Source organism: Pseudomonas sp. NFXW11 (assembly GCF_049887815.1).
GTDB lineage: Bacteria > Pseudomonadota > Gammaproteobacteria > Pseudomonadales > Pseudomonadaceae > Aquipseudomonas.
In genome coordinates, this window is the sequence record NZ_JAGEKI010000023.1 from 78524 (window position 1) to 103988 (window position 25465).

Below are 25465 nucleotides of genomic sequence, written 5' to 3' on the forward strand. Positions count from 1 at the left end.
TTTTATGTCGCGTCGTATCTCCCCCGTCATACCCGGCTTCGGGCTGACGCTGGGCTACACCTTGGTGTACCTCAGCCTGATTGTGCTTATCCCCCTGGCGGCGATGTTCGTGCACGCCGCGCAACTCACCTGGGATCAGTTCTGGGCCATAGTCACCGCACCCCGGGTGCTTGCCGCGCTCAAGCTGAGCTTCGGCACCGCCCTGTATGCGGCCATCATCAACGGCATCATCGGCACCCTGCTGGCCTGGGTCCTGGTGCGCTACAGCTTCCCCGGGCGCAAGGTCATCGATGCCATGATCGACCTGCCATTCGCCCTGCCCACTGCCGTGGCCGGCATCGCCCTGACCGCGCTCTACGCGCCCACCGGCCTGGTGGGCCAGTTCGCCACCGACCTGGGCTTCAAGATCGCCTACACCCCACTGGGCATCACCCTGGCGCTGACCTTCGTCACCCTGCCGTTCGTGGTGCGCACGGTGCAGCCGGTGCTGGCGGACATCCCCCGGGAAGTGGAAGAAGCCGCCGCCTGCCTGGGCGCCAAGCCGTGGCAGGTGTTCCGCCATATCCTGGTGCCGGCGCTGCTGCCGGCCTGGCTCACCGGTTTCGCCCTGGCCTTTGCCCGGGGCGTAGGCGAGTACGGCTCGGTGATCTTCATCGCCGGCAACATGCCGATGAAGACCGAAATCCTGCCGCTGCTGATCATGGTCAAGCTCGATCAGTACGACTACACCGGCGCCACCTCCATCGGCGTGCTGATGCTGGTGGTTTCCTTTTTCCTGCTGCTGCTGATCAATCTGCTGCAGCGGCGCATCGAACGACCTTGAGGAGGCGCGCACATGTCCCAATCGTCCATTAGCGCCGCTTCGTCGGCCAACGCGGCCCGCCGTGGCAGCGCCACTTCGCGGCGCGTGCTGATCGGCCTCGGCTGGCTGATCTTCGCCCTGTTCCTGTTGCTGCCGCTGTTTATCGTGGTGTCCCAGGGCTTGAAGCTTGGCATCGGTGCCTTCTTCGAGGCGATCTTCGAACCCGACGCCCTGTCGGCGCTCAAGCTCACGGTGATCGCCGTGCTGATCTCGGTGCCGCTGAACCTGGTGTTCGGGGTCAGCGCCGCCTGGTGCGTGAGCAAGTACTCGTTCCGCGGCAAGAGCATCCTGGTGACCCTGATCGACCTGCCATTCTCGGTGTCACCGGTGATCGCCGGCCTGGTCTACGTACTGATGTTCGGCGCCCAGGGCCTGTTCGGCCCGTGGCTTTCGGACCATGACATCCAGATCGTCTTCGCCCTGCCGGGCATCGTCCTGGCCACCATCTTCGTCACCGTGCCCTTCGTTGCCCGTGAACTGATCCCGCTGATGCAGGAGCAGGGCACCCAGGAAGAGGAAGCCGCGAGGTTGCTGGGGGCCAATGGCTGGCAGATGTTCTGGCACGTCACCGTGCCCAATATCAAATGGGGCCTGATCTACGGCGTGGTGCTCTGTACCGCCCGGGCCATGGGCGAATTCGGTGCGGTGTCGGTGGTTTCCGGGCATATTCGCGGGGTCACCAACACCCTGCCGTTGCACGTGGAAATCCTCTACAACGAGTACAACCACGTTGCCGCCTTTGCCGTCGCCAGCCTGCTGCTGATCCTTGCGCTGTTCATCCTGCTGCTCAAGCAGTGGAGCGAATCCCGAATCAACCGCCTGCGCGCCAGCGCCGCGGAGGAATAAGACATGTCGATCGAAGTCCGTAACGTCAGCAAGAACTTCAATGCCTTCAAGGCCCTGAACAGCATCAACCTGGATATCCACAGCGGCGAGCTGGTGGCCCTGCTGGGCCCGTCCGGCTGCGGCAAGACCACCCTGCTGCGGATTATCGCCGGGCTGGAAACTCCCGACGATGGCAGCATCGTGTTCCACGGCGAGGATGTTTCCGGCCACGACGTGCGTGATCGCAACGTCGGTTTCGTGTTCCAGCACTATGCGCTGTTCCGCCATATGAGCGTGTTCGACAACGTCGCTTTCGGCTTGCGCATGAAACCCAAGAACCAGCGCCCCAGCGAGAGCAAGATCGCCGAGAAGGTCCACGAACTGCTGAACATGGTGCAGCTGGACTGGCTCGCCGACCGCTACCCCGAGCAGCTCTCCGGTGGCCAGCGCCAGCGCATTGCCCTGGCCCGCGCCCTGGCGGTGGAGCCCAAGGTATTACTGCTGGACGAACCCTTCGGCGCCCTCGACGCCAAGGTGCGCAAGGAGCTACGCCGCTGGCTGGCGCGGCTGCACGAAGACATCAACCTGACTTCGGTATTCGTCACCCATGACCAGGAAGAAGCCATGGAAGTGGCGGACCGCATCGTGGTGATGAACAAGGGCGTGATCGAGCAGATCGGCTCCCCGGGCGAGGTCTACGAGAACCCGACCAGCGACTTCGTCTACCACTTCCTCGGCGACTCCAATCGCCTGCACCTGGGGGAAGACCACCACGTGCTGTTCCGCCCCCACGAAGTGTCGCTGTCGCGTTCCGAGCTGGAGGATCACCACGCTGCCGAAGTGCGCGATATCCGTCCGCTGGGGGCCACCACCCGGGTCACCCTGAAGGTGGAAGGGCAGAGCGAACTGATCGAAGCCGAAGTGGTGAAGGACCACGACAGCCTGATCGGCCTGGCCCGTGGCGAGACCCTGTTCTTCAAGCCCAAGGTCTGGCAGAAACACACCAACCTCTGACACCTGCCCGCCGGCCGATCCCATTGTAGGAGCTGGCTTGCCAGCGAAGGCGTCCTTAAGCCGTGCACCTGGCTCAGGGGCCTCTTCGCCGGCGAGCTGGATCCTACGGGCACGGTGATGGCGCGGGGCTATTGCGGCTAGCTCGATTCGTTCTATTGCCCGCTCACTGCCCGCGACATTCCTTATCTACGCTGGAAATTGTGCCAGGAGGGCGCGATTGAAGAGTCCATGACGGACCGGCGTTCTGTCTCCTGGCCAGCCTGCTGCCAAGGAGATAACGATGAAAAAGGAAACCCGTCGACCCGGCCCAAGGCTCGGTTGTGCGCTGTGCAGTGCACTGCTGAGTCCATTGGTGCTGGCCGCCGCACCACCGACCCTGTCCCCGCAGATCCCCTTCGACGTTAGCGTCACCACTTCCCCGCCACCCACCCTGGCCAGCCTGCAGCACGATTTCGACGTGCTCTCCTGGCAGACCTTCATCGCCCTCAACTGGCCGGCCCAGGAGGATGGCAACGCCGGCACCGGCCCCATCGGCAAAGAGGATGCGAGCACCGTTTGGGAGGGCTGGAAAGAGAGCTATCAGATCTTCCGGGCCAAGGGCGAGAAGCCACCGCCCTGGGATGCTCCGGCTATTCTTCCGAAGGCTTGCGAAGGGCTCAAGTCCGGGCGGCTGTTGCAGCAGTTGGGCAAGGTGGCCGGGGTGCTCGATGAATTTATCCAGCCGTTCCAGAGCGGCCCGCTGGTGGATCAGAGCGGCACCTACACGCGCAATGAAATCGTCGTCAACCAGGCGATGTTCAAGGACATCTTCGACAAGGGCCTGTACAGCGTCGAGGGGCAACAAGCGTACTTCGCGGCCAATCAGAACAACCGCGCGACCTTCAGTTGCGGCTCGCAAGCGCATCAGAAGCACGGTGCGATCATGGTCAAGGCTTCGTGGAAGGTGCTGGAGGGCAATGACCAGCGCAGCCGCTTCCACAGTGTCGATGCCCTGGTCTACACCCCCGGCAACAGCGATCCGAGCCATGGGCCGATCGTGGCGGAGTCGTGCAAGAACGAGACCGTAGGGCTGGTGGGCCTGCACATAGTGCACAAGACCGAAGAGGCGCCGCAGTGGGTCTGGTCGACCTTCGAACATGTGGACAACGTGCCGGAAAAAACCACCCCGCCGGAACAGCGCAAGGGGCCTTACCTGTTCTACAACGCCGTCAGCAAGGCCGAGGTCAACCAGCCGCCGCCCCGGCCCTGGAACCCTGCGGTCAAGGCCACGCCGTCGCAGATCGTGCGCGAGATCCCCTTGACCGATGAAGCCAAGGCGATGAACAGCACCTATCAGGCACTGCTGCGCACGGCCAACCCGCAGAGTGTTTGGGCCAACTACCAATTGATCAGCACCCAGTGGCCTGCCGATCCGGCCAAGGGCTGTAGCGCGCCGTCGCCAACCAACCCGTTGGGCAGCCCAGCGCCAACCTTCCTCGCCAACGCCACCCTGGAGACCTTTATCCAGGGCACCGTGCCCCAGGCGTCCTCCAGTTGCATGGACTGCCATAACAACGCTACGACCCGAGTCACCCAGAGTCCGCGAACCAGCTTCGCCGACTTCACCTATCTGCTGGAGCGGGCCCAATCCACGGGCGCCGCAGGGAGCAAGCCATGAGTAGCGAACGTGAGAATTTTGTCGGCCTGTCCTCGGCGCTGCTGGGGATCGACCCTAATCGCCTGGCGCCGACGATCGACCCCATCGACCTGCCCAGCCAGTTCCTGGCCTATATCCGCCCGCGGCTGACCGAATCCTTGCTCAATGACCTGCTGAGCCAGTACGCCAGTCTGTTCAGCGCCCATGAGAAGGAACAGGAAAAAATCGCCCAGATCCTACTGATGAACGGTAACGCGCCAGCCACTACTCAAGCGGCCATGGCGTGCCGGTCGATCATGAAGATGTGGCTGCTGGGCGTCTGGTATCAGCCCTATGACGCCGGTCCCTACAAGAAAGAGCAGCAATCGGTCGTGTCCGACCTGGCCTACCAGCAGAGCTGGGCGTGGAAAGTCGCCCAGGCCCATCCCATGGGCTACAGCCAGTTTCATTTCGGCTACTGGAGCGAGACCCCGCCCAGCCTGGAAGCCTTTACCGGGGTGCCTGCCAAGGGCCAGCAAGGAGCTTCGTCATGAGCACAGAACAAGCGGATGTGGTGATCGTCGGTGCCGGCCTGGCGGGCAGCATCATTGCCTATCAACTGGGCCTGGCCGGGGCCAAGGTGCTGGTGCTGGAATCGGGGCCGTCCGTACCGGCCAATCGCACCCAGTACATGGAGCGCTTCTACAACGCCACCCTGAAAACCCCCGAATCGCCGTACCCACCGGCCAGCAACCTGCAGCCCGCGCAGTACCCGCAACTGCAACCCGGGCAACAGAATGCACCGCGGCCCACCATCGCCGACCTGATCAATGGCTGGCAAAATCCCGAGGTCAGCTACCTGGTGCAGAAAGGCCCGGAGGCCTTCACCAGCACCTATGAGCGGGTCGGTGGCGGCACCACTTGGCACTGGGTCGCCACCTGCCTGCGCATGCTGCCCAACGACTTTCGCCTCGAGTCACTTTACGGCGTCGGCGTCGACTGGCCGATCACCTATCAGGATCTGCAAAGCGCCTACTGCCGCGCTGAAGCGGAGATCGGCGTGGCGGCGGATGTGGCTGACCAGAACTACCTGGGCATGACTTTTCCCGAAGGCTATCAATTCCCCATGCACGGCATTCCGCTGTCCCTGGTGGAACAGCGCTTCGTCTCGGCCTTGAAGGGGCGCTCTTTCGCCGGCATGCCGTTGCTGGTGAACCCGACCCCGGCAGGGCGCAATTCCGAGCCTTATGCCGGGCGCCGAGTGTGCGCGGGCAATACCAACTGCACGCCGATCTGCCCGATCCAGGCCAAGTACGACGCCACCGTGACCCTGAACAAGGCTCTGGAGACCGGCAATGTGCGGGTGCTGTACCAGACAGTGGCGAGCAAGGTGCGGGTGGGGGCGGATGCCAATATCAGTGGCATCGAGTTCATCCAGTATCAGTTGGGCGACGGTCCGCCCACCGCCACCGGTGTCGCCCTGGGGCAGCGCTACGTGATCGCTGCGCACGCCATCGAGACCCCCAAGCTGCTGCTCAACTCGACCTGCGCCGAGGCACCCCATGGTGTGGCCAACAGCAGTGGCCAGGTCGGGCTCAGCCTGGCGGACCACCCGATTTACCTGGCCTGGGGGCTGATGCCACCGGGGCAGACGGTGTTCCCTTATCGCGGGCCGGTGTCTACCGCGGGCATCGAAAGCCTGCGCGACGGTGCCTTTCGCGATCAGCGGGCGGCGTGGCGCATCGAGATCGGCAATGAGGGCCTGAACTGGCCGATCGGCGACCCCTACACCACGGTGTGCGACCTGATCGACGGCGATAACGTCAGCAAAACCAATCCCCCGCTGGAACCCGAGCAGAAACCCCCGGCGCTGTTCGGGCGCGAGTTGATCCAGGCCCTCAATGATCGCTTGATCCGCCAGTTCCGCATTGCCTTCCTGGTGGAGCAGGTAGAGAAGGACCCGGACCACGCCGACTGCTACATCGTGCCCTCCAAGGAGCACAAGGACCGCCTGGGTATCCCTCGTCCGGAGATCCATTACCAGCTGTCGGACTACACCAAGGAGGGCTTCAAGCAGGCGCGCAAAGCCGCCACCTATATCATCACCGAGCTGCTGGGGGCCACCGAACTCACCGACCTCAAACCGACACCGGACAAGAATCCCGGATTCTTCATCTACGATAAGGAGCCCTACAGCTTCCAGGGCGCTGGGCACCTGATGGGCACCTACCGCATGGGTGATGACCGCAAGACCTCGGTGGTGGACAAGCACCAGCGCAGTTGGGACCACCACAACCTGTTCCTGGTGGGGGATGGGGTGTTTCCTTCCAGCGGTACCGCCAACCCCAGCCTGACCATTGCCGCGCTGTCGTTCCAGGCCGCGGATGTGCTGGCCAATGAGCTCAGGGCCGCGACGGTCAAGGTCCAGGCCAACAAGCCTTGGCAAGGCACCGGGGTGCAGCTCAATGGCATCAGCCCGCGGCTGGTGCGCTATGTCAGCGGGCGCTGGTCCGCCAGTCCGGCGGGGTGCATGGTGGATGGGCGCAACCCGCGCTATGTGGCCAAGGCCGGCTACATCGTACCGGGGGCCAGTGAGGGGGCGTTGATCGGTAGGGTCGGCGACACTGGCGAGCCATTCCTGATCGGTGATCTGGCCGAGATACCGGGAGGCCGCCAAGGGGAACTGCAACTGTGCATCAATGCCGACCTGGAAGGGCGCTACGGTGTCGGCCTGCAGGGCAACCAGGGTGAACTGACGGTGCGGGTGGAGTTCGGCACCCTGTGAAAGATCCTGGCCGGGGAGGCATTGGCACCCCCGGCCAGGGCTTCAGATCATAGCCTTCTTCTGCCGCAGGGCCACCGGCCCCGAGCGCCGTTCGATGGCTTGCTTCAGGTCGTGGCGCAGCCCCAGCAGAAACGCCATTTCGGCCACCACGAACAGCGGGCCGACAATCAGCCCCGACAGGTCATCGACAAAGGCCGGCTTGCGGCCCTCGTAGTAATGGCCGATGAACTGGATCACCCAGCCGATCACGAACAGGCCCAGGCCGCTGCTTAGCCAGAGCCCGGTACCTTGCTGCGCCAGCGCCTGGCCGATCCACACCGAAAGGGCCATCAGCGCCGTCATCAGCACGCCCAGGCGCAGTTCCAGGCGCAGGTAGAACACCGACGCGGCAACGGCCAGCAGCAGTGCCGGCGACCACCACAGGCCGGCCATGCTCCAGGCAGGGCGCGACAGCAGCACGGCCACGGCGACCACTATCATCGGGATGCCGATGAAATGGCTGGCGATATTGCGCGGGTCACGGTGGTAGGCGGCGTATTGACTCAGGTGATCGACGAGGCTTTTCATTGTTGTTCCTCCGTTAGGGTGGCTCGATCATGCCCGGTGGCGGAGCTCGGCTCTGTCAGCTAGGCGACAATCATTGCGATGCCCTGGGGGAAAGACCTGTTCATGGAACTGCAGCAGTGGCGTGAATGCCTGATGACCGGCCAGTGGTTCAGCCACCTGCCGGTTTCCTTACAGAATAGTTTGCTGGCCAGCGCCCGCCTGCGCCGGCTGACGGCGGGGCAATGCCTGTTCCTGCGCGGCGATCCACCCTGCGGTTTATACGCGGTGCTGGAGGGCACGGTGCGGGTCGGTGCGGTCAGTGAACAAGGCAAGGAAGCCCTGCTCAGCCTGATGCAAGCGCCCCACTGGTTCGGCGAAATCTGCCTGTTCGATGGCCAGCCGCGTACCCACGATGCCTACGCCGAGGGCCCCTGCACCCTGCTCCAGGTGCCGCAGCCTTGCCTGTTGCAGTTGCTGGAACAGGAGCCGCGCTATTGGCGCCAGTTCGCACTGCTGATGAGCCACAAGTTGCGCCTGGCCTTTATCAACCTGGAGCAATTGAGCCTGATGCCGGCTCCGGCGCGGGTGGCCAGCCGCCTGCTGGCGATGGCCGCCGGCTACGGCGAAGTGGCCCAGGCCCGCAGGGTGCTGCAACTGCCCCAGGAACAACTGGCGCTGATGCTCTCGCTGTCACGCCAGACCACCAACCAGATCCTCAAGGACCTGCAGGCCCAGGGCATCCTGCGTTTGAGCTATGGCGAAATCGAGATCCTCGACGCCGCAGGCCTGCAGGCCCTGGCCGGCGGATCTTCGCGGTAGCTGCCGAGGGTTCTCGCCACAGCAGCGGCCCTGCGAGGGCTGGCGGATCAGACCTTCAGGCTGCGCGCCATTCCGCTGTCCCAAGCGTCGAGCATCGCCTTGCCCATGTCGTGAAAGCCATGCTGGCTGGCCATATGAGCCTGTACCTCGCCCCTGGCTTGGGCGATGCCATATTCCACCTGTTGCAGCAGTTCATGGCAGCGGCCCTCGGTCAGGTTGCAGGCCGAGCGACCGAAACGGATGAGCGCCTTGCGCTTGGGCCAGGCCTTGGAACCTCCCAGCAATAGCGCCAAGGTGTCATTCCTGATGTAGACCGAGGTGGTCACCAAATCGTAGGCCGGGGCCAGGCTCACTGGCGCCTCTGGGCCCGTATCGGGGTAAAGCAGGGCAAAGTTCTTCAGATGGGCATCGCCATTTTTCACACCGCAAGACAGCGCCACTATCTTGAAGAACGACTCCAGGGCCGCATTCAACAGCTGGGGAGACACAAAGGCCTTGATCTGCTTCGCCGCCCCTTCGTAGGAACCGTCGTACTTGGCCCTGGCCGGCCAGGCGTTGAGCACGCAGAAGTCCTCGAACCCCAGATAGCCTTCGTGGCTCAGATCGAAACGTTCGACCAGCAGGAACTGGCCATGTCGACTCAGTTCGAATTTCGGCACGGCAAGCCCGGCATGCCAGGCGGCACGCATGCAGAAGAACTCGTTGGCGGCCAGGTGCGGGTATTGATCGGCATCGAAGGCCTTGAGCAGATGGGTAGCGCCGCGGTGGGTCAGGCGCTCGACATGACTGGCGCTGTCGCGGATCAGGACCTTGGGCTGCACCCCGGATATTCCCGAATAGCGGCCATAGGTATGCAAAAGATCCTCGAACAACCCTGCGGCGCCATCGTGAACCAGCAGGTCCGCCAGATTGGTTTCCGGCAGCGGGGCTTGTGGCGGCTCCAGCGGGTTCATGGTTACTCGGCCCAACTGATGCGGCCCGACTATCGACAGCAGGGTGAAGTCGTCGAAACCGCGAATGGCCTTGCTGAAGCGGCGCAACAGCTCGTCGCGCAGCGAGCCTTCCGGCAGGTGCATGTCGAACAGGGGCGGCAGGCCTCCTTGCCAGGCATAGCTGGCGAGGCGCGGCGGCATGGTCAGGGAGATCGCGTTGCCAGGCGCAACCTGCTCGGAGTAGGTGAACACCGTGTCTGCCTGCTCCTGGACGCGCCCCAGCGTACCCACTGCAGTAGCGGCGACACTTATGTGCAGCCGCGCCGGCTCAGTCATGGAAATGCGCCTGCTTCAGGCTGTCCAGGGTCGGGCGCTGGCGGGCCCGGGGCACCGCGCTGAGCTCGTAGCCGAAGCCGTTGAGGATGGCTTCGACCTTGCGCAGGCCAATTTCGGGGAGGCTGTTGTTCTCGATGCCCGAGATGGTGGCGCGGCTCATGCCATATTGCTGTGCCAGGGCTTGCTGGGTGAGCTTGTGCTCCTTGCGCAGGTTGCGGATCAGGTGTCCAAGGCTTTCCATTGGTTTAATTCCGCATCGTATACGATGCATATTATGAAAAATTGTTTTTATGCATCGTATTTGATGCATTTTGCAAGTGTAGTTCGAATTACTGCACAGCAGCCTGGTGACGGGACAAGCGCCGCACCCTTCAGCGCATCGCGTCGCGAAATTGTCCCGGGGTCATTCCGGTCCAGCGCTTGAAGGCGCGGCTGAAGCTGCTGGCGTCGGCAAAGCCCAGCAGGTAGCTGATTTCGCTCAGGGAGCAATCGGGGTCGCGCAGGTGCAGCAGGGCGAGGTTTTCCCGGCATTCGTTGAGCAGGGTATCGAAGCGCGTGCCTTCATCCGCCAGGTGCCGCTGCAGGCTGCGCAGGCTCAGGTGCAGGACCTGGGCCACCCGTTCGGCGGAGGGTTCGCCTTCCGGCAGCTGGGTTTCGATGGCGCCGCGCACCTTGCGCTCCCAGGTCAGGGGCCGCAGCTGCGCCAGGGTGCGCTTGAGCACCGCTTCGTTGTGTTCCGCCAGTTCCGGGTTGGCGTCGTCCAAGTGGCTGTCGAAATCGTGCAGGCCGAACTCCAGGCAATCGTCGACGGCGGCAAACTGCACCGGGCAACGGAACACCTTGTGCCACTGGCCGGGGTCGGTCGGAGGCGGGCGCCGCAGTTGCACCGCCAGCGGTGCGTAGTCGCGGCCCAGGCGGTTGCGGCAGGTGCGCACATAGATCGCGGCAAACGCATCGATGGCCTCGAAGGCCGGCTGCTGCGCGCCTTCGGGCACCTTGAGGAAGAAGCGGTAGCGATCCGCCTCGCGGATCAGCTGCAGTTCCAGGGCGTCGCTGACCACCTGGTGGTAGCGCACGATGCGTTCGAACACCTCCCGCAGGCTGCCGCTGGCCACCAGGGCATAACCCAGGGCGTGGAAGGTGGTGGGGCTAACGAAGCGCGACACCCGCAGGCCGATGGCCGGATCGCCGCTGGCGTCTACCGCCAAGTGCCACAAACGGGTGGTGGCCGACAACGGATAACGGGCGTTGGGATCTTCCATCAATTGCGGGTCGAGCCCGGCCTGGCGGCACAGGGCGTCGCTGTCGAGGTCGAGGGCGTCCAGCTGCTTGCGCAAGGCACGGGTCCAGCTGGCAAGGGAAGTGGCTTCGGTCATGCGATTGGCGCTTCCGGTCAACAGGTTGGCGTTTACGGCTAGCGCCCGGAGCCGGGGCTCGGGGCAGGATGCACAGATCACTGACCAGAGGATGGAATCATGCAGGGTATTTGTGCAAGTCCCGAGCGGATGAATGCGCAGCAACGCGCGGCCCATATACGCCAGGTGGTGCTGGCCCGGGGCGAGGCGCTGCGCCAGCGCTATCCCCTGCTGCGGCACCAGGACGCCTTGGGCGCGGGAATACTGGTGCTGGCGCTGTCCGGGATGCTGGGGTCGGCGCTGCTCTACCTGGGCGGTTACCTGGCCTGGTGGGCCTGCCTGCTGCTCAATGCCTTTTTCGCCTCCCTGACCCACGAGCTGGAACACGACCTGATCCACAGCATGTATTTCCGCAAGCAGCGCTTGGCACACAACCTGATGCTGGCGCTGGTCTGGCTGGCGCGACCGAGCACCATCAACCCCTGGGTGCGGCGCCACTTGCATCTGAATCACCACAAGGTTTCCGGCAGCGAGAGCGATATCGAGGAGCGCGCCATCACCAATGGCGAACCCTGGGGCCTGGCCCGGCTGTTGATGGTGGGGGACAACATGATGGCGGCGTTCATTCGCCTGCTACGGGCGCCGAGTGCCCGGCACAAGCTGCGCATCCTCAGCCGCACCCTGGCGGTGTATGCGCCGCTGGCGTTGCTGCACTGGGGCGCCTGGTATGTGTTCCTGGGCTTTCACGCGGCCAATGGTGTGGCCGCCTTGCTCGGCGCTTCGATCGACTGGTCGGCCGACACCCTGGCCATGATGCGGGTGATCGATATTGCCGCGGTGGTGATCATCGGCCCCAATGTGCTGCGCACCTTCTGCCTGCACTTCGTCAGTTCCAACATGCACTACTACGGCGATGTGGAGCCGGGCAACGTGATCCAGCAGACCCAGGTGCTCAACCCCTGGTGGCTGTGGCCGTTGCAGGCGTTCTGCTGCAACTTCGGCAGCACCCACGGCATCCACCATTTCGTGGTCAAGGAACCCTTCTACATCCGCCAGCTGACCGCCCCGGTGGCGCACAAGGTGATGGCCGAGATGGGGGTGCGCTTCAATGATTTCGGCACCTTTGCCCGGGCCAACCGTTTTCATCCCGAGGAGCAGGAGCAGGCAGAACCTGTACGCGAGGCCAATGCCTGAAGCGGCTTAGCGTGGCGAGGGAGCTTGCTCCCGCTCGGCTGCATGGCAGCCGCAGGCGCGGTATCCCGGATCGTCCTGGCACGACAGGCATGGGGAGCGCTGCGCACTCCAGCGGGAGCAAGCTCCCTCGCCACCTTTGCTCAGTCAGGCTGGAACGGCGATTCGCTGAGGATCACCCCGGTTTCATCCACATAGCGCTGCCACTCCTCCAGCAGGCTGCGCAGTTTTTCCGGCTGGCTTGCGGCCAGGTCATGGATTTCCCCCGGGTCCTGGCCCAGGTGGTACAGCTGCCAGGTGGCCGGGCCCACGGGACCGGGGATGTACACCGCCTTCCACTGGCCCTGGCGAATCGCCCGACGGCCGAACAGCTCCCAGCCGGTGACCGTGTGTTCGTCGTGCACCTGGGCGGTTTCTCCGGAGAGAAAGCCCAGCCAGGATTTGCCCCGCAGCGGCGCCACCTCACGCCCGCGCCAGCGCTGGCCGGGGTGGCGCACGCCGGCCAGGTCGAGCAGGGTCGGGGTGATGTCCATCACCGTGCCGAAGCCGTGGCTGATCTGGCCCTTGAGCGGTAGCTGCGGATAGTGCAGCAGCGCCGGCACGCGAATCCCGCCCTGGGTGGTGAAGGCCTTGAACAGCCGCGACGGCGCGGTGGCCGCTTGGGCCCAGGCCGGGCCGTACCAGACATAGGAATTGGCCCGGCCGATGTTCTCCAGGCGGTTGTCGTAGTGCTGGTCGAGGTAGCTCAACAGCTCCGGGCCGAACTTGGGGAAGGCTTCCAGCAGCGCGCCCTCGGCGCCGTTATCGGACATGAACAGGATCAGGGTGTTATCCAGCTGGCCCTGCTGACGCAGGTAATCCAGCACCCGGCCGATGTTCCAGTCCATGCGCTCGACCATCGCCGCATACACCTCCATGGCCCGTGCCGACAGCTGCCGCTGTTCCTCGCTGAGGGCCTGCCACTCGGTGTTCAGGTTGAGCAGCGGGTGGGCTTCGACCTCGGCGTCCAGCAGGCCCAGGGCCTTGAGCTTTTCCAGGCGTTCCAGGCGCAGGGCTTCAGGGCCGGCGTCGTAGCGGCCACGGTATTTGGCGACGATCTCCTCGGGGGCCTGCAACGGCCAATGCGGCGCCGAGAATGGCAGGTAGGCGAAGAATGGCCGGCTCTGGTCGCGCTCCTTGAGGTACTGCAACAGCTTGTCGCCGAAGGCGTCGGAGGAATAGAAATCTGCCGGCAGTTCATCGATGAACTGGTCGTCTTCGATATACAGCGCCGGGGTGGATTTCAGCAGCCCGGGAGTGTGTTCGTCGTAGGTGGGCTCGAAGGCGTAATGGTTGGCCGCCCCCGGCAGCAGGGCGAACGAACGTTCGAAGCCCCGGGCGTGAGGGGTGCGCTCGGCGGTCAGCCCCAGGTGCCACTTGCCGCTCATCAGGGTCTGGTAGCCGGCTTCGCGCAGCAACTCCGGCAGGGCCACCACGCGGTCGTTGAGGTAGCCCTCATAGCCCGGCTTGCCGATCAGCTCCGGGGTCAGGGCCTCGGCCATGGTGCCGATCCCGGCAATGTGATGGTCGGTGCCGGTGAGCAGCATGGAGCGGGTGGGCGAGCAGGTGGGGGCGGTGTGGAAGTCGGTCAGGCGCAGGCCATTGAACGCCAGGGTGTCGAGGTTCGGCGTGGCGATCTCGCCGCCAAAGGCGCCGAGGTCGGAAAAGCCCAGGTCGTCGGCCAGGATCACCAGGAAGTTGGGACGTTGCGGCATCGGGTCACTCCTGTTCAGCAAGCAATGAAAGTCAGGGGCAGGTCGCGGATCTGCGCCGGTGGCGGCGCCTGGTAGTGTTCGTCGCGGGTCAGTTCATGCAGCAGTTCTTCGCGCAGCTGGTGGAAGTCGAAACCGCTGCGCTGGCGCGGGTGCGCCAGGGCCACCTGGACCACACGCTTGATCCGTCCCGGGCGCGGCTCCAGCACCACCACCCGGTCGGCGAGGAAAATCGCTTCTTCCACATCGTGGGTCACCAGCACCGTGGTGATGCTGGCCCGCGCGCGGATCGCCAGCAGCTCGTCCTGCATCTGCTGGCGGGTCAGGGCGTCGAGGGCGCCGAAGGGTTCGTCCAGCAGCAGGATGCGCGGGCTGGCCACCAGCCCGCGGGCGATCGCCACCCGTTGCGCCATGCCGCCGGACAGCTGGTGCGGGTAGGCCCGGGCGAAATCCTTGAGGCCCACCAGCTCGATGAAATCGTCGATCCGCCGCTGGCGCTCGGCGGCGCCCTGGGGTTGGTTGACCAGGCCCAGGCCGATGTTCTCGGCCACGGTCAGCCAGGGGAACAGCCGGTGCTCCTGGAACACCATGCCGCGCTCGCTGCCGATGCCGGTGACGGGCTGGCCGTCGATGCGGATCTCGCCGCGAAATTCGCTGTCCAGGCCGATCAGCAGGCGCAGCAGGGTGGACTTGCCACAGCCGCTGGCACCGACGATGGCGACGAACTCGCCTTCGGCAATCTCCAGGTTGAAGTCGCGGATGGCTTCCAGCTCGCCACCGGCGACGGCGAAGCTCTTGCCCACGTGATTGAAACTGACCAGGGGTGCGTTCATGCATGTCTCCAGCGGGTGGCGCGGCGTTCGAGTTGTTGCCCGATCAGGTTCAGCAGGGCCCCGGTCAGGCCCACCAGGAGCATGCCGGCCATGATCAGGTCCATGCGCAGCAGTTGTTGGGCGCTGATCATCTGGCTGCCGATGCCGCCGTTGGACGGCATGAAGTATTCCGCGCCAATGGTGCCCAGCCAGGCGTAGATCAGGCTGATGCGCAGGCCGGCGAAAATCCCCGGGGTGGCGCCGGGCAGCACCAGTCGCCGCAGCCGTTGCCAGAGGTTCAGGCGCAGCACCTGGGCGGCTTCCGCCAGCTGTGGCGACAGCTGGGCGACGCTGCGCTGGGTGGCGATAAACAGCGGAAAGAAAGCGGCCAGGGCGACGAACACCCACTTGGCCAACTCCCCCAGGCCGAACCAGGCGGTGAGCAGCGGCACCCAGGCGAAGATGGCGATCTGGCGGATGGCCGCCAGGCTCGGCCCCAGCAGGCGCTCGCTGAGGGGTGACAGGCCCAGCAGCAGGCCCGTGGCAAAACCCAGCCCGCCGCCCAGCAGCAGGCCGCCAAGGGTGCGGCTCAGGCTCAGGCCCAGGCCGCCGAGCAGGCTGCCATCCAGCAGGCCGTCGAGGGTGGTGGCCAGCACCGCCCATGGGCTGGGCAGAATGTTCGGGTCGACCCATTGCTGGTCGCTCGCCACCTGCCACAGCGCCAGCAGGCTCAGCGGCAACAGCCAGGGTTGCAGGCGTTGCCAGCCCTGATCGCCCGGGCCCCGGCGCAACTCCGCGGTGGCCGGGTGCGGCCAGTGCAGCAAGCGCCGGTCGAGCCAGCCGATGCCACGGTCCATGCCCACCCCCAGCAGACCGATCACCAGGATGCACACGAAGACGATATCCAGCATGAACAGCTGCCGCGCCCAGACCATCAGGTAGCCGATGCCTTCGCTGGAGGCCAACAGTTCCACCGCCAGCAGCGAGGTCCAGCCCGTGGCCAGGGCCAGGCGTACCCCGGCCATGAATGCCGGCAGCGCGGCCGGCAGCACCAGGCGGCGAATCAGCAGCGCCGGTGGCAGGCGCAGCGCTGCCGCGGCTTCCCGCAGCTTGGGCTGGGCATCGCGCACCCCCACCAGGGTGTGCAGGGTCACCGGCACCACCACGGCCTTGAGCAGCACCACCAGCTTGAGCAGCTCGCCGATGCCGAAAAACACCATGAACAGTGGAATCCAGGCCAGGGTCGGGATCTGCGCCAGGGCACCGAAACTGGGCAATACCAGGCGCTCCAGGCGCCGGCTGAAACCCAGGGCGCCGCCCAGCAAGGCACCGACGCCGATGCCCGCCAACAGGCCGCAGAACAGCCGCTGAAGGCTGATCGCCAGATGGCTCCAGAGCTCGCCATGGGCCAGCTCCAGGGCGCTGCTCCAGACCAGCGCCGGGGCCGGCAGGATCTGCTCGCTCATCCACTGATTGCGGCTGGCCAGCCACCACAGGGCGAACAGGCTGGCGGGCAGCAGCCAGGGCAACAGCCGCCGATGGATCACGGGCCAGCCCGGGCGCCGATTGGACGGCGCCGCGAGCGGCAGGCTGAGAAGGGAAACACGGGCCATGGATGACCTCCGTCGTCGGGTGCTGCATGGCGTTGCTCGATACGTAGGCGCTGGCTTGCCAGCGAATGGGCCCCAGCCTTGTAGGTGCTCTCACGGGCCTCTTCGCCGGCAAGCCGGCTTCTACGAAATATTCTTTTATGTTCTATTAAAATTCTTATCGATTCTTTTTGGGGATAAGAGAAGCCATTTAAGGCTTCTCGCCAACCGGCATCCAATGCATTTGAAGAATATTTTTCATGCGTTTCATGCATGCCGGCGGAGACGCCCGTGGCTGCTGATTTATTCAATACGGTTATTAAAATGTGAATTTTTAGTATTTAAAGGTTGATCGATTCCGTGCCTACCTGTTGCTCCTCACAGCCTTTGCCACCAGGAGCCTTCCTATGAACCTTCCCTTCAAACGTGTTATCAGCCTGTTCGCCGCACCGGCCCTGGCCGGCCTCCTGGGTTGCCTGTCGCTGCAGGCCCTGGCCGGCGAACTCAAGGAAATCCGCATTGCCGTGCCCGACCTCAGCGCCGGCACCCAGCACAGCGGCGGCGGGGTGGTGGATGTGCTGCGCCAGCAACAGATCTTCGAAAAGGCCTTCGCCGACCAGGGCATCAAGATCCAGTGGAATTTCTTCAAGGGCGCAGGCCCGGTGATCAATGAAGCCTTCGCCAACGGCCAAGTGGACCTGGCCTACCTGGGCGACCTGGCCGCCATCATCGGCAAGTCCAACGGCCTCGACACCCGCCTGCTCAGCGCCTCGGCGCGCGGGGTCAAGCACTACCTCGGTGTGGTGCCGGGTTCGGGGATCAAGACCCTGGAAGACCTCAAGGGCAAGCGCGTGGCGGTGTTTCGCGGAACCGCCACCCAGCTCTCGTTCGATGCCGCCCTGGCCAGCCGCGGCCTCAGCGAGAAGGACCTGAAGGTGGTCAACCTCGACTTCAACGCCGCCGTGGCGGCCCTGGCGGCCAAGCAGATCGATGCCTCCTGGGGCAGCACGGGGATTTCCGCACTGCGCGGCAAGGGCCTGGCCGAACTGCCCCTGAGCACCAAGGACCTGGGCGGTGCCGGCAGCGTGCAGAGCGTGCTGGTGGGCGCCGGCAAGTTCGTCGACGAACACCCCGAGGCCGTGGAAAAACTGCTCAAGGCCCAGCAGCAGGCGGTGCAGTGGCTGACCCAGGACAGCAACAAGGAAGCCTATATCCAGCTGGTGTCGGGGCTCGCCAGCTACCCGCCGGTGATCCTCCAGGACGACCTCAAGGACCAGCGCCTGAGCGAGATTTTCCCCTCGACCCTGGACCCGGTGTTCCTCGGCAAGCTGCAGGATTCGGTAGACCTGGCGGCCAAGGAGCGGCTGATTCGCAAGCCGTTCAAGGTGGATGCCTGGGTCGCCCCGCAACTGGCCGCTGCCGGTCTCTGAACACTGGGTTTGTGCCAGGGGCGCCTGTCGCCGGCAAGCCGGCGGCCAGGGCTTAAACGGCGATGCTGTGCCCCTGCCGATCCACCGCCACCAGCACCTCGATCAGCTTGCGCGCCGCCGGCGACAGGCGAAAACCACTGCGGCTGACGATGCCGCAGCGGGCGTTCAGGCTGTCGATGTTCTGCGGCAGGTTGCGCCAGTGCAGCAGCGCCAGCGAGCCCTGCTCGATGTCTTCGGCAAAGGCCTCGGCGGTGCCCACGCCAATCGCGTTGGACTGGCGCACGATCTTCACCAGGGCCGGAAAGTGCTCGGTCTCGATGCTCGGTGAAAAATCGATGCGCCCGCTGAGGTTGGCCAGCAGCTTGCGAATGCCCGGGGGAATCAGGGTGGTGGCCAGCGGGTAGTCGAACATGTCGTTGGTGGACAGGCTTTCCTTGGCCAGCAGCGGGTGCCCGGGGCGGCAGAAGAACACCCCGCGCTTGGGCGTCAGGGGCTGGGTCTGGTAGTTCGGATCGGCCTCGAAATGGCGGATGTCGGCGATAAAGAATTCGATCTCCTCGCGGTTCAGGCTGCGGCTGAGCTTTTCCCAGTTATCCACCGCGAAACAGGTGCGTACCCCGGGGTGCTCGCTGCTGAACTGCGCCACCGCATCGGGCACCAGTTTCACCGCCGGGGCCGGGCCGCAGCCGAAGCGCACCTCGCCGGCATCGAGCTTGGTCATCTGCGTCACTTCACTGGCGAGCAGCGCCGCGCCCTGCACCAGGCTCAAGGCGTGCTGCAACACCACCTGGCCTTCCGGGGTGGGGCGCAGGTCCTTGTTGCCACGGTCCACCAGCACACAGCCGAACTCCTGCTCCAGGCCCTGGATGCTGCGGCTGAAGGCCGGCTGGGTAATGCCCATGGCGTCGGCGGCGCGGACAAAACTGCGGTGTTCATTGAGGGCGATGAAGTAACGCAATTGGCGAAGGTCCATATGCTTTCCCGGCATCCGAAAAATAGCTCGAAGGCATTTGCGACGAGTGAGGAATGAGGTTTTAAATGCAAGCTCTTATTCCGTCAACGAAGCATGTTGTTATCTATTAGATCCAAATTGAATATAGATAGAGCGTTGTTTCGCGGCGGTTCCAACCGCAAGCAATCCGATGAGGGTGTACCTGATGAGCAATGCCGCCTTAGCTGTCAAACCCGCTGTGCATGTCCTGGATATCCATCCGGTGGCCGGTCGTATCGGTGCCGAGATCCGTGGCGTGCAACTGTCCGGCGAGCTCGACGCCGCCACCGTGGAAGCCATCCAGCAGGCGCTGGTGCAGTACAAGGTGATTTTTTTCCGTGGCCAGGGCCACCTCGACGACCAGAGCCAGGAAGCCTTTGCCCACCTGCTGGGCGAGCCGGTGGCGCATCCCACGGTGCCGGTGCGCGACGGCACCCGTTACCTGATGCAGCTCGATGGCGCCGAGGGCCAGCGGGCCAACTCCTGGCACACCGACGTGACCTTCGTCGACGCCTACCCCAAGGCCTCGATCCTGCGCTCGGTGGTGGCCCCGGCCTCCGGCGGCGATACCGTGTGGGCCAACACCGCCAGCGCCTACAACGAGCTGCCGGCGGAACTGCGGGAGCTGGCGGACAAGCTCTGGGCGGTGCACAGCAACGAATACGACTACGCCGGGGTCAAGCCGGATGTCTCGGCGGAGAAGCTCGAACGCTATCGCCAAGTGTTCACCTCCACCGTGTTCGAGACCGAGCACCCGCTGGTTCGCGTGCACCCCGAGAGCGGCGAAAAGAGCCTGGTGCTGGGGCACTTCGTGAAGCGCATCAAGGGTTATTCCCAGGCCGATTCGGCGCACCTGTTCGGCCTGCTGCAAAGCCACGTCACCCGCCTGGAAAACACCGTGCGCTGGCGCTGGACCGCCGGTGACGTGGCGATCTGGGACAACCGCTCGACCCAGCATTATGCGGTGGACGACTACGGCACCCAGGACCGCATCGTGCGCCGCGTGACCCTCAAGGGCGACGTGCCGGTGGGGGTTCACGGGCAGCGCAGCCAGACCACCAAGGGGCTCTGACCGTTCCAGCCCAGGCATCAGGTGGTGCTGTGGCGAGGGAGCTTGCTCCCGCTCGGTCGGCCGGCGCCTCCGGGGGGCGCAGCAGCCGTAAACCCTGCCACCCGATGCTTTCTGAATGAACGCGGTGCCTGTTTTGGGCCGCTTTGCGGCCAGCGGGAGCGAGCTCCCTCGCCACAGGTTGGTTACCACACGCCGATCGGCACCAGCTTTTCGCTTTGCGGCTCGCCGTAGCGAAAGCGCTGGCCGCGCAGGTCAATCTCGGCATGGCTGATGGTGGTGCGGCGCTTCAAGCCGCGCAGCCATTCCAGCAGGTAGCCCAGGTGTTCCTCGCGCACTTGCGCATAGGCCGGATCGGCCCCCAGGTCGTGCAGTTCCCGGGGGTCGTTGTGCAGGTCGAACAGCTGCGGGCGCAAGCCGTCGTAGGCCAGGTATTTCCAGCGTTCGCTGCGCACCATGGTCATGCGGCAGCGGTCGATGGGCTGGCCCAGGCGCTCCCGGGCCGGGGCCTGGAAGGCGTAGTCGTATTCGCTGATGGCGTAGCGGCGCCAGCTTGGCGCGGCGCCGTGCAGCAGCGGAATCAGCGAGCGGCCTTCCAGCCGGTGCTCGGCCCCCGGCAGCCCCAGGGCGTCGAGGAAAGTGGGCAAGGTATCGATGGTTTCCACCAGGCGTTCATCCACCGTGCCGCGGGTGCTGTCCGCTGCGGCGCGGGGGTCGCGGACAATCAGCGGCACCCCCACTGCCTGCTCCAGCAGGAACTCCTTTTCCCCCAGGTAATGGTCGCCGAGAAAGTCGCCGTGATCGCTGGTGAAGACGATCAGGGTGTCGTCCCAGCGGCCGTTGCTCTGCAGGAAGTCAAACAGCCGGCCGAGTTGGTCGTCCACCTGCTTGATCAGCCCCATGTAGGTGGGCACCACATTCAGCCGCACCTCGTCGCGGGAGAAATTCAGGCTCTCTTCATGCTGGCGAAAGGCGTGGTACACCGGGTGATCGCTGAGCTGCCCGGGCTCGGCGCGCACTGCCGGCAGCACCTGCTGCGGGCCATACAGGGCGTGGTAGGGCGCCGGGGCGATATAGGGCCAGTGCGGCTTGATGTAGGACAGGTGCAGGCACCAGGGCTGCTCGCCCTGCTCCTGGATAAAGTCGATGGCGCGCTCGGTGGTGTAGACGGTTTCCGAATGCTCCTCGGCCACCCGGGCCGGCAGGTGCGCGTTGCGCATGTGCCAGCCGCTGCGGATTTCCCCCTGCTCGCCGGCACCGGCGTTGGCCCAGTCGTGCCAGGGGTTGCGGCCGTCGTAGCCGAGCTCGCGCAGGTAGTGGGTATAGGGCGCCGACTCGCGTTTGTCGTCGAACAGCGGGTCGTCGGGGTAGAGGCCGTCATGGCGCAAGTAGGGCTCGAAACCCACCTCGTTGAGCACCTCGGCCTGCGGGCTCGCGGGGTCGATGGCCAGGCGCTGCAGGGCGTCGAGGTTGGGCGTGGCGTGGGTCTTGCCCACCAGCGCGGTGCGGATGCCGTGGGGCCGCAGGTAATCGCCCAGGGTCAGTTCTTCCAGGGGCAGGGGCACGGCGTTCCAGGCCACCTGGTGGCTGCTGACATAGCGCCCGGTGTAAGCCGACATGCGCGACGGACCGCAGATGGTGCCCTGGGTGTAGGCGCGGCTGAAACGCACCCCGGCGGCGGCCAGGCGATCGATGTTGGGCGTGTGCAGGTGCGGGTGGCCGTAGCACGAGAGGTAATCCCGGCGCAGTTGGTCGCACATGATGTAGAGCACATTGCGTAAGGGTTTTGCGGGCTTGGACATAGGGTTCACCGAAGGCAGGACAGGCGAGTTTTTTCGCCTTCGGCGGGGCCTTCCGGCAAGCGCATTTGCCGAATAGTTTCGATGCATGGCATGCAAGGCGGTCGGCGGCGCTGGGTTTCTCAGGTGCTGGCTTGTGTGGGGCTGGCTTGTGTAGGAGCTGGCTTGCCAGCGAAGGCGTCCGCGAGAACGCCGCAAGACTCAAGGGCCTCTTCGCCGGCAAGCCGGCTCCTACGATGGGGGCGGGCGGCCGCGAGGGCCTGGCTCAGACGGCGAGCTTATCCAGGCTGCACAGTTCCTCGTCCTGTTCATCGATGGCCTTGATCTCCTCGATCATCGCCGCGGCCAGGGGCGACAGGCGATAGCCCGCGCGGCTGACGATGCCGTAGCGGGTGTAGAGCTCTTCCAGGTCGTCGGCCAGGCCGTCGATCTTCAGGCACACCAGTTCGCCCTTGGCGTTGTGCAGGGCGTCGCTATAGGAACCGACGATGCCGATGGCGTCCGAACGCAGCACCACCCCCAGCAGGCTGTAGCTGTTTTCGCATTCCACATTGGGGGTGAAGTCCGGCTTGCCGCTGAGGTCGACTATCACCTTGCGCAGGTTCGGCGGGCGAATGGTCACCGCCAGCGGGTAGCTCATCAGTTCGCTGGCACTGACGCTTTCGCGTTCGGCCAACGGATGCCCGGCGCGGCAGCAGAAATGCCATTTGCGCGGGCGCAGGCGCTGGGTCAGGTAGTCCGGGTCGGCCTCGAAATGGCGGGTGTCGGCAACGAAGAATTCGAACTCCTCGCTGAGCAGGCGCTTGCTCAGGCTTTGCCAGTCATCCACCTGGAACTGCACCCGGGCCTTGGGGTAGCGCCCGATAAAGCTGCCGATGGCCCGCGGAATCAAGCCCGCAGCCGGCGCCGGGCCACAGCCGAAGCGCAATTCCCCCGCTTCCAGGCCATTGAACTGGCTGATTTCGTTGGCCATCTGCTGGGCGCCGCTGACCAGCCGCCGTGCATGTTCCAGCAGCAACTGGCCCTGCTTGGTGGGCGCCAGGTCCTTGCGTCCGCGATCCACCAGCTGGCAGCCAACGCTGTGTTCCAGGGCCTGGATGCTGCGGCTGAAGGCCGATTGCGAGAGGTTCACCGTGGCCGCGGCCGCGACAAAGCTGCGCTGTTCGGCGAGGGCGATGAAATGGCGGAGCTGGCGCAGGTCGATATGCATTTTTCACATAAAAAATATCGGGGAAATGCATTGGCTATGCATTAGGTCGACTCCTTATAAAGGCAATCTCTTATGCAGTAAATATTTGTAAATCCATAAATAAATAACTTTAAGGAATATACGAGTCTGTATATTTTCTGACCAGGAGCCGCCCATGAGCCTGTTGTCCATTGCTTCTCCCCTCTCGCCCCGGCGGCTCAAGCGCCTGCCCCTGGCGCTGTTGCTGGCCGGCAGCGCGAGCTGGACGCCGACCTGGGCCGAAGAGACCCCGGCGCCAAACACCACGCCGACCAAGAGCAGCGCCAGCAAGGCCAAGGCCGACGCCGATCAGTTGCAGACGGTGACCGTGACCGCCCGCCGTCGCGAGGAAAGTTCGCAGAGCGTGCCCACCCCCATGAGCGTGATCGGCGGCCAGGCCCTGGAGAGCCAGCGGGTGTACCGCATCCAGGATCTGCAACAGCTGGTGCCCAGCGTCAACGTCGCCTATATGCATGCGCGCCAGTCCAGCGTGTCGATCCGCGGCCTGGGCAACAACCCGGCCAGCGATGGCCTGGAAGGCAGCGTCGGGCTGTATATCGACAACGTCTACCTGGGGCGCCCGGGCATGGCAGTGTTCGACCTGATGGACATCGAGCAGCTGGAAGTGCTGCGAGGCCCCCAGGGCACTCTGTTCGGCAAGAACACCACCGCCGGGGTGATCAACATCAGCACTCGGGCGCCGAGCTTCACCCCGGAGCGCAGCATCGAAACCTCCCTCGGCGAGGACGGCTACTTCCAGACCAAGGGCACGATTTCCGGGCCCTTGAGCGATGAACTGGCGGGGCGCTTTTCCGCTTATCGCACCCGCAGCGACGGCGATATCAAGAACGAGTTCGACGGCCATGACCTCAATGGCGGTTCGCGCCAGGGCTTTCGCGGGCAACTGCTCTACAAGCCCAGCGACAGTTTCAACCTGCGCTGGATCGGCGACTACAACGAAGAGGATTCCAGCGCCGGCACCCGGGTGCTGTACAGCACCGGGCCGACCATCAATGGCACCAATGTCTACGAGTCGCGGGCGGCGGCGGCCGGGGCGACCCTGGTCAACGGCTCGCACCGCAAGGTCAACCTGGACAACGACCAGCATGTGACGGTGTTCCAGGGCGGCACCTCGCTGGAGGCCAACTGGACCCTGCCCAGCGACTTCACCCTGACCTCGGTCAGCGCTTACCGCTGGTGGAATTTCACCCCGCGCAACGACGACGGCCTCAATGTACCGGCCAGCTACAACGCCGGGGTGTCGGTGGAAGACAAGCAGTGGTCCCAGGAATTTCGCCTGGCTTCGCCCACCGGCGGTTTCTTCGACTACGTGCTGGGCGCCTACTACTTCGGCTCCGACCTGGACAACAAATCCTTCTCCTATTACGGGCCCCAGGCGGATATCTGGAACGGCACCCCCAACGGTGCCCTGAGCAACGTCAGCAGCATCGGCAATGGGCATATCCGTACCGACAGCTTCGCCCTGTTCGCCCAGGGCACCTGGCACCTGACCGAGCGCCTGGATTTCACCGCCGGCCTGCGCGGCACCTACGAGGAAAAAAGCGCCTGGGTGAGCCGCAACGCGCCGCTGGGCGGGGCCACGGTGGCGGGTGCCGCGGCCACGGCTCGACGTGGGCGCGCCGGGGCCTATGACTCTGGCGACCTCAACCAATACAGCACCAGCCCCTCGGGCCTGCTCAACCTCAGCTACCGCTTCAGCGACGAGTTGCTGGGCTACGCCACCTTGTCCCACGGCGAGAAATCCGGCGGGGTCAACCTGGCGGTGGGCTCGGCGCCGACCGCTGGGGCCGACTCGCTGCTGATCGGCACCGAGCGCGCCAACAACGCCGAGCTGGGCTTCAAGAGCACCCTCTGGGACCGGCGCCTGCAGCTCAACGCCAACCTGTTCTGGACCCAGGTCAACGGCTACCAGACCAACGCCTACGACTACGGCAACCGCGTGCAATACCTGACCAATGCCGGCTCGGTGCGCTCGCGCGGGGTGGAAGTGGAAAGCACCCTGGTGCCGATCCGCGGCCTGACCCTGAACCTCAACGGCTCCTACAACGACGTGCGCTACCTCTCCTATAAGGATGCGCCATGCCCGCCGGAAGTCAGCCTGCGCCCCGGTGCCCCGGCTTCCTGCGACCTCAGCGGGCACCAGGTGGTGGGCGCCTCGAAGTGGATCGGCAACGCCAACGGCGAATACAAGTGGAACCTGGACAACGGCCTGGAAGAGTACGTCACCGCCAGCTATGCGTTCCGTTCCAAGGCGGTGGGCACCGTGGAGGATTCCGCCTACGGACAGATCCCCAGCTACGCCGTGGTCAACCTCTCCACCGGCCTGCGCGGCAACTATGAGCAGGGCCAGTGGGATGTTTCGCTGTGGCTGAAGAACGCCTTCGACAAGACCTACTACACTACCCTCTGGACCGGCGGCAACGGCGGTTACGAGGGCCTGCTGGGCACGCCGCGAACCCTCGGCGTGACCGGTCGCTACGACTTCTGAACCCCGC

21 protein-coding genes are annotated in these 25465 nt (G+C 64.8%); 11 read left to right on the forward strand and 10 right to left on the reverse strand.

Annotated features, from left to right (window positions below; genetic code table 11):
- The first annotated feature begins 4 nt into the window (after window positions 1–4).
- From cysT to J4P02_RS27435, 6 genes are all read left to right on the forward strand, one after another.
- Window positions 5–823, forward strand: coding sequence for a sulfate ABC transporter permease subunit CysT (gene cysT, locus J4P02_RS27410; protein ID WP_426196281.1), 819 nt, complete (start codon window positions 5–7; stop codon window positions 821–823).
- Between the two features lie 12 nt (window positions 824–835).
- On the forward strand, window positions 836–1708 hold the full coding sequence (cysW, locus tag J4P02_RS27415) for a sulfate ABC transporter permease subunit CysW (RefSeq protein ID WP_346634050.1): 873 nt from the start codon (window positions 836–838) through the stop codon (window positions 1706–1708).
- 3 nt (window positions 1709–1711) lie between these two features.
- The gene (locus J4P02_RS27420; protein WP_426196283.1) at window positions 1712–2701 is read left to right on the forward strand and encodes a sulfate/molybdate ABC transporter ATP-binding protein; all 990 of its coding nucleotides are present in this window, start codon (window positions 1712–1714) and stop codon (window positions 2699–2701) included.
- 280 nt (window positions 2702–2981) lie between these two features.
- Entirely contained in the window at window positions 2982–4358 is a 1377-nt protein-coding gene (locus J4P02_RS27425) for a cytochrome C (RefSeq protein WP_426196285.1), read from the forward strand.
- Window positions 4355–4870 (forward strand): sorbitol dehydrogenase, encoded by a 516-nt coding sequence (locus J4P02_RS27430; protein WP_426196287.1) that lies wholly within the window; start codon window positions 4355–4357, stop codon window positions 4868–4870. Before J4P02_RS27425 ends, J4P02_RS27430 begins: the two co-directional genes overlap by 4 nt.
- Window positions 4867–7101 (forward strand): GMC family oxidoreductase, encoded by a 2235-nt coding sequence (locus J4P02_RS27435; RefSeq protein WP_426196289.1) that lies wholly within the window; start codon window positions 4867–4869, stop codon window positions 7099–7101. The genes J4P02_RS27430 and J4P02_RS27435 overlap by 4 nt, the downstream gene beginning before the upstream one ends.
- A 42-nt stretch (window positions 7102–7143) precedes the next feature.
- On the opposite strand, the gene J4P02_RS27440 is transcribed toward J4P02_RS27435, so the two are convergent.
- On the reverse strand, window positions 7144–7668 hold the full coding sequence (locus J4P02_RS27440) for a DUF962 domain-containing protein (protein ID WP_426196291.1): 525 nt from the start codon (window positions 7666–7668) through the stop codon (window positions 7144–7146).
- A 102-nt stretch (window positions 7669–7770) separates the two neighbouring features.
- Between J4P02_RS27440 and J4P02_RS27445 the strand changes: the two genes are divergently transcribed.
- Entirely contained in the window at window positions 7771–8466 is a 696-nt protein-coding gene (locus tag J4P02_RS27445; protein WP_426196293.1) for a Crp/Fnr family transcriptional regulator, read from the forward strand.
- A 47-nt stretch (window positions 8467–8513) separates the two neighbouring features.
- On the opposite strand, the gene J4P02_RS27450 is transcribed toward J4P02_RS27445, so the two are convergent.
- The 3 genes from J4P02_RS27450 to J4P02_RS27460 form a co-directional block, all read right to left on the reverse strand.
- A complete protein-coding gene (locus J4P02_RS27450) occupies window positions 8514–9734 on the reverse strand; it encodes a type II toxin-antitoxin system HipA family toxin (RefSeq protein WP_426196295.1) in 1221 nt (406 codons plus the stop codon).
- The gene (locus J4P02_RS27455; protein ID WP_426196297.1) at window positions 9727–9975 is read right to left on the reverse strand and encodes a helix-turn-helix domain-containing protein; all 249 of its coding nucleotides are present in this window, start codon (window positions 9973–9975) and stop codon (window positions 9727–9729) included. Before J4P02_RS27455 ends, J4P02_RS27450 begins: the two co-directional genes overlap by 8 nt.
- A gap of 130 nt (window positions 9976–10105) precedes the next feature.
- Window positions 10106–11110 (reverse strand): AraC family transcriptional regulator, encoded by a 1005-nt coding sequence (locus J4P02_RS27460; RefSeq protein WP_426196299.1) that lies wholly within the window; start codon window positions 11108–11110, stop codon window positions 10106–10108.
- Between the two features lie 99 nt (window positions 11111–11209).
- Here J4P02_RS27460 and J4P02_RS27465 point away from each other — a divergent pair, with 99 nt between their 5' ends.
- Entirely contained in the window at window positions 11210–12283 is a 1074-nt protein-coding gene (locus tag J4P02_RS27465) for a fatty acid desaturase (protein ID WP_426196303.1), read from the forward strand.
- A gap of 140 nt (window positions 12284–12423) precedes the next feature.
- On the opposite strand, the gene J4P02_RS27470 is transcribed toward J4P02_RS27465, so the two are convergent.
- From J4P02_RS27470 to J4P02_RS27480, 3 genes are read right to left on the reverse strand one after another with little or no spacing between them, the layout of a single operon-like run.
- Window positions 12424–14034, reverse strand: coding sequence for an arylsulfatase (locus J4P02_RS27470; RefSeq protein WP_426196305.1), 1611 nt, complete (start codon window positions 14032–14034; stop codon window positions 12424–12426).
- Between the two features lie 14 nt (window positions 14035–14048).
- Window positions 14049–14864, reverse strand: a complete 816-nt coding sequence (locus J4P02_RS27475) for an ABC transporter ATP-binding protein (RefSeq protein ID WP_426196307.1) — start codon at window positions 14862–14864, stop codon at window positions 14049–14051.
- Entirely contained in the window at window positions 14861–16456 is a 1596-nt protein-coding gene (locus tag J4P02_RS27480) for an ABC transporter permease (protein ID WP_426196309.1), read from the reverse strand. The genes J4P02_RS27475 and J4P02_RS27480 overlap by 4 nt, the downstream gene beginning before the upstream one ends.
- A gap of 383 nt (window positions 16457–16839) precedes the next feature.
- Between J4P02_RS27480 and J4P02_RS27485 the strand changes: the two genes are divergently transcribed.
- Window positions 16840–17862: an ABC transporter substrate-binding protein gene (locus J4P02_RS27485; RefSeq protein ID WP_426196311.1), complete on the forward strand. Its 1023-nt coding sequence runs from the start codon at window positions 16840–16842 to the stop codon at window positions 17860–17862.
- Between the two features lie 52 nt (window positions 17863–17914).
- On the opposite strand, the gene J4P02_RS27490 is transcribed toward J4P02_RS27485, so the two are convergent.
- A complete protein-coding gene (locus tag J4P02_RS27490; protein WP_426196313.1) occupies window positions 17915–18835 on the reverse strand; it encodes a LysR family transcriptional regulator in 921 nt (306 codons plus the stop codon).
- 184 nt (window positions 18836–19019) lie between these two features.
- Between J4P02_RS27490 and J4P02_RS27495 the strand changes: the two genes are divergently transcribed.
- The gene (locus J4P02_RS27495) at window positions 19020–19925 is read left to right on the forward strand and encodes a TauD/TfdA dioxygenase family protein (RefSeq protein WP_426196315.1); all 906 of its coding nucleotides are present in this window, start codon (window positions 19020–19022) and stop codon (window positions 19923–19925) included.
- A gap of 182 nt (window positions 19926–20107) precedes the next feature.
- On the opposite strand, the gene J4P02_RS27500 is transcribed toward J4P02_RS27495, so the two are convergent.
- Both J4P02_RS27500 and J4P02_RS27505 read right to left on the reverse strand, forming a co-directional pair.
- The gene (locus J4P02_RS27500) at window positions 20108–21724 is read right to left on the reverse strand and encodes an alkaline phosphatase family protein (RefSeq protein WP_426196317.1); all 1617 of its coding nucleotides are present in this window, start codon (window positions 21722–21724) and stop codon (window positions 20108–20110) included.
- A gap of 262 nt (window positions 21725–21986) precedes the next feature.
- Window positions 21987–22931 (reverse strand): LysR family transcriptional regulator, encoded by a 945-nt coding sequence (locus J4P02_RS27505; RefSeq protein WP_426196319.1) that lies wholly within the window; start codon window positions 22929–22931, stop codon window positions 21987–21989.
- 154 nt (window positions 22932–23085) lie between these two features.
- Here J4P02_RS27505 and J4P02_RS27510 point away from each other — a divergent pair, with 154 nt between their 5' ends.
- Window positions 23086–25458, forward strand: coding sequence for a TonB-dependent receptor (locus tag J4P02_RS27510; RefSeq protein WP_426196321.1), 2373 nt, complete (start codon window positions 23086–23088; stop codon window positions 25456–25458).
- Window positions 25459–25465 lie beyond the last annotated feature (7 nt).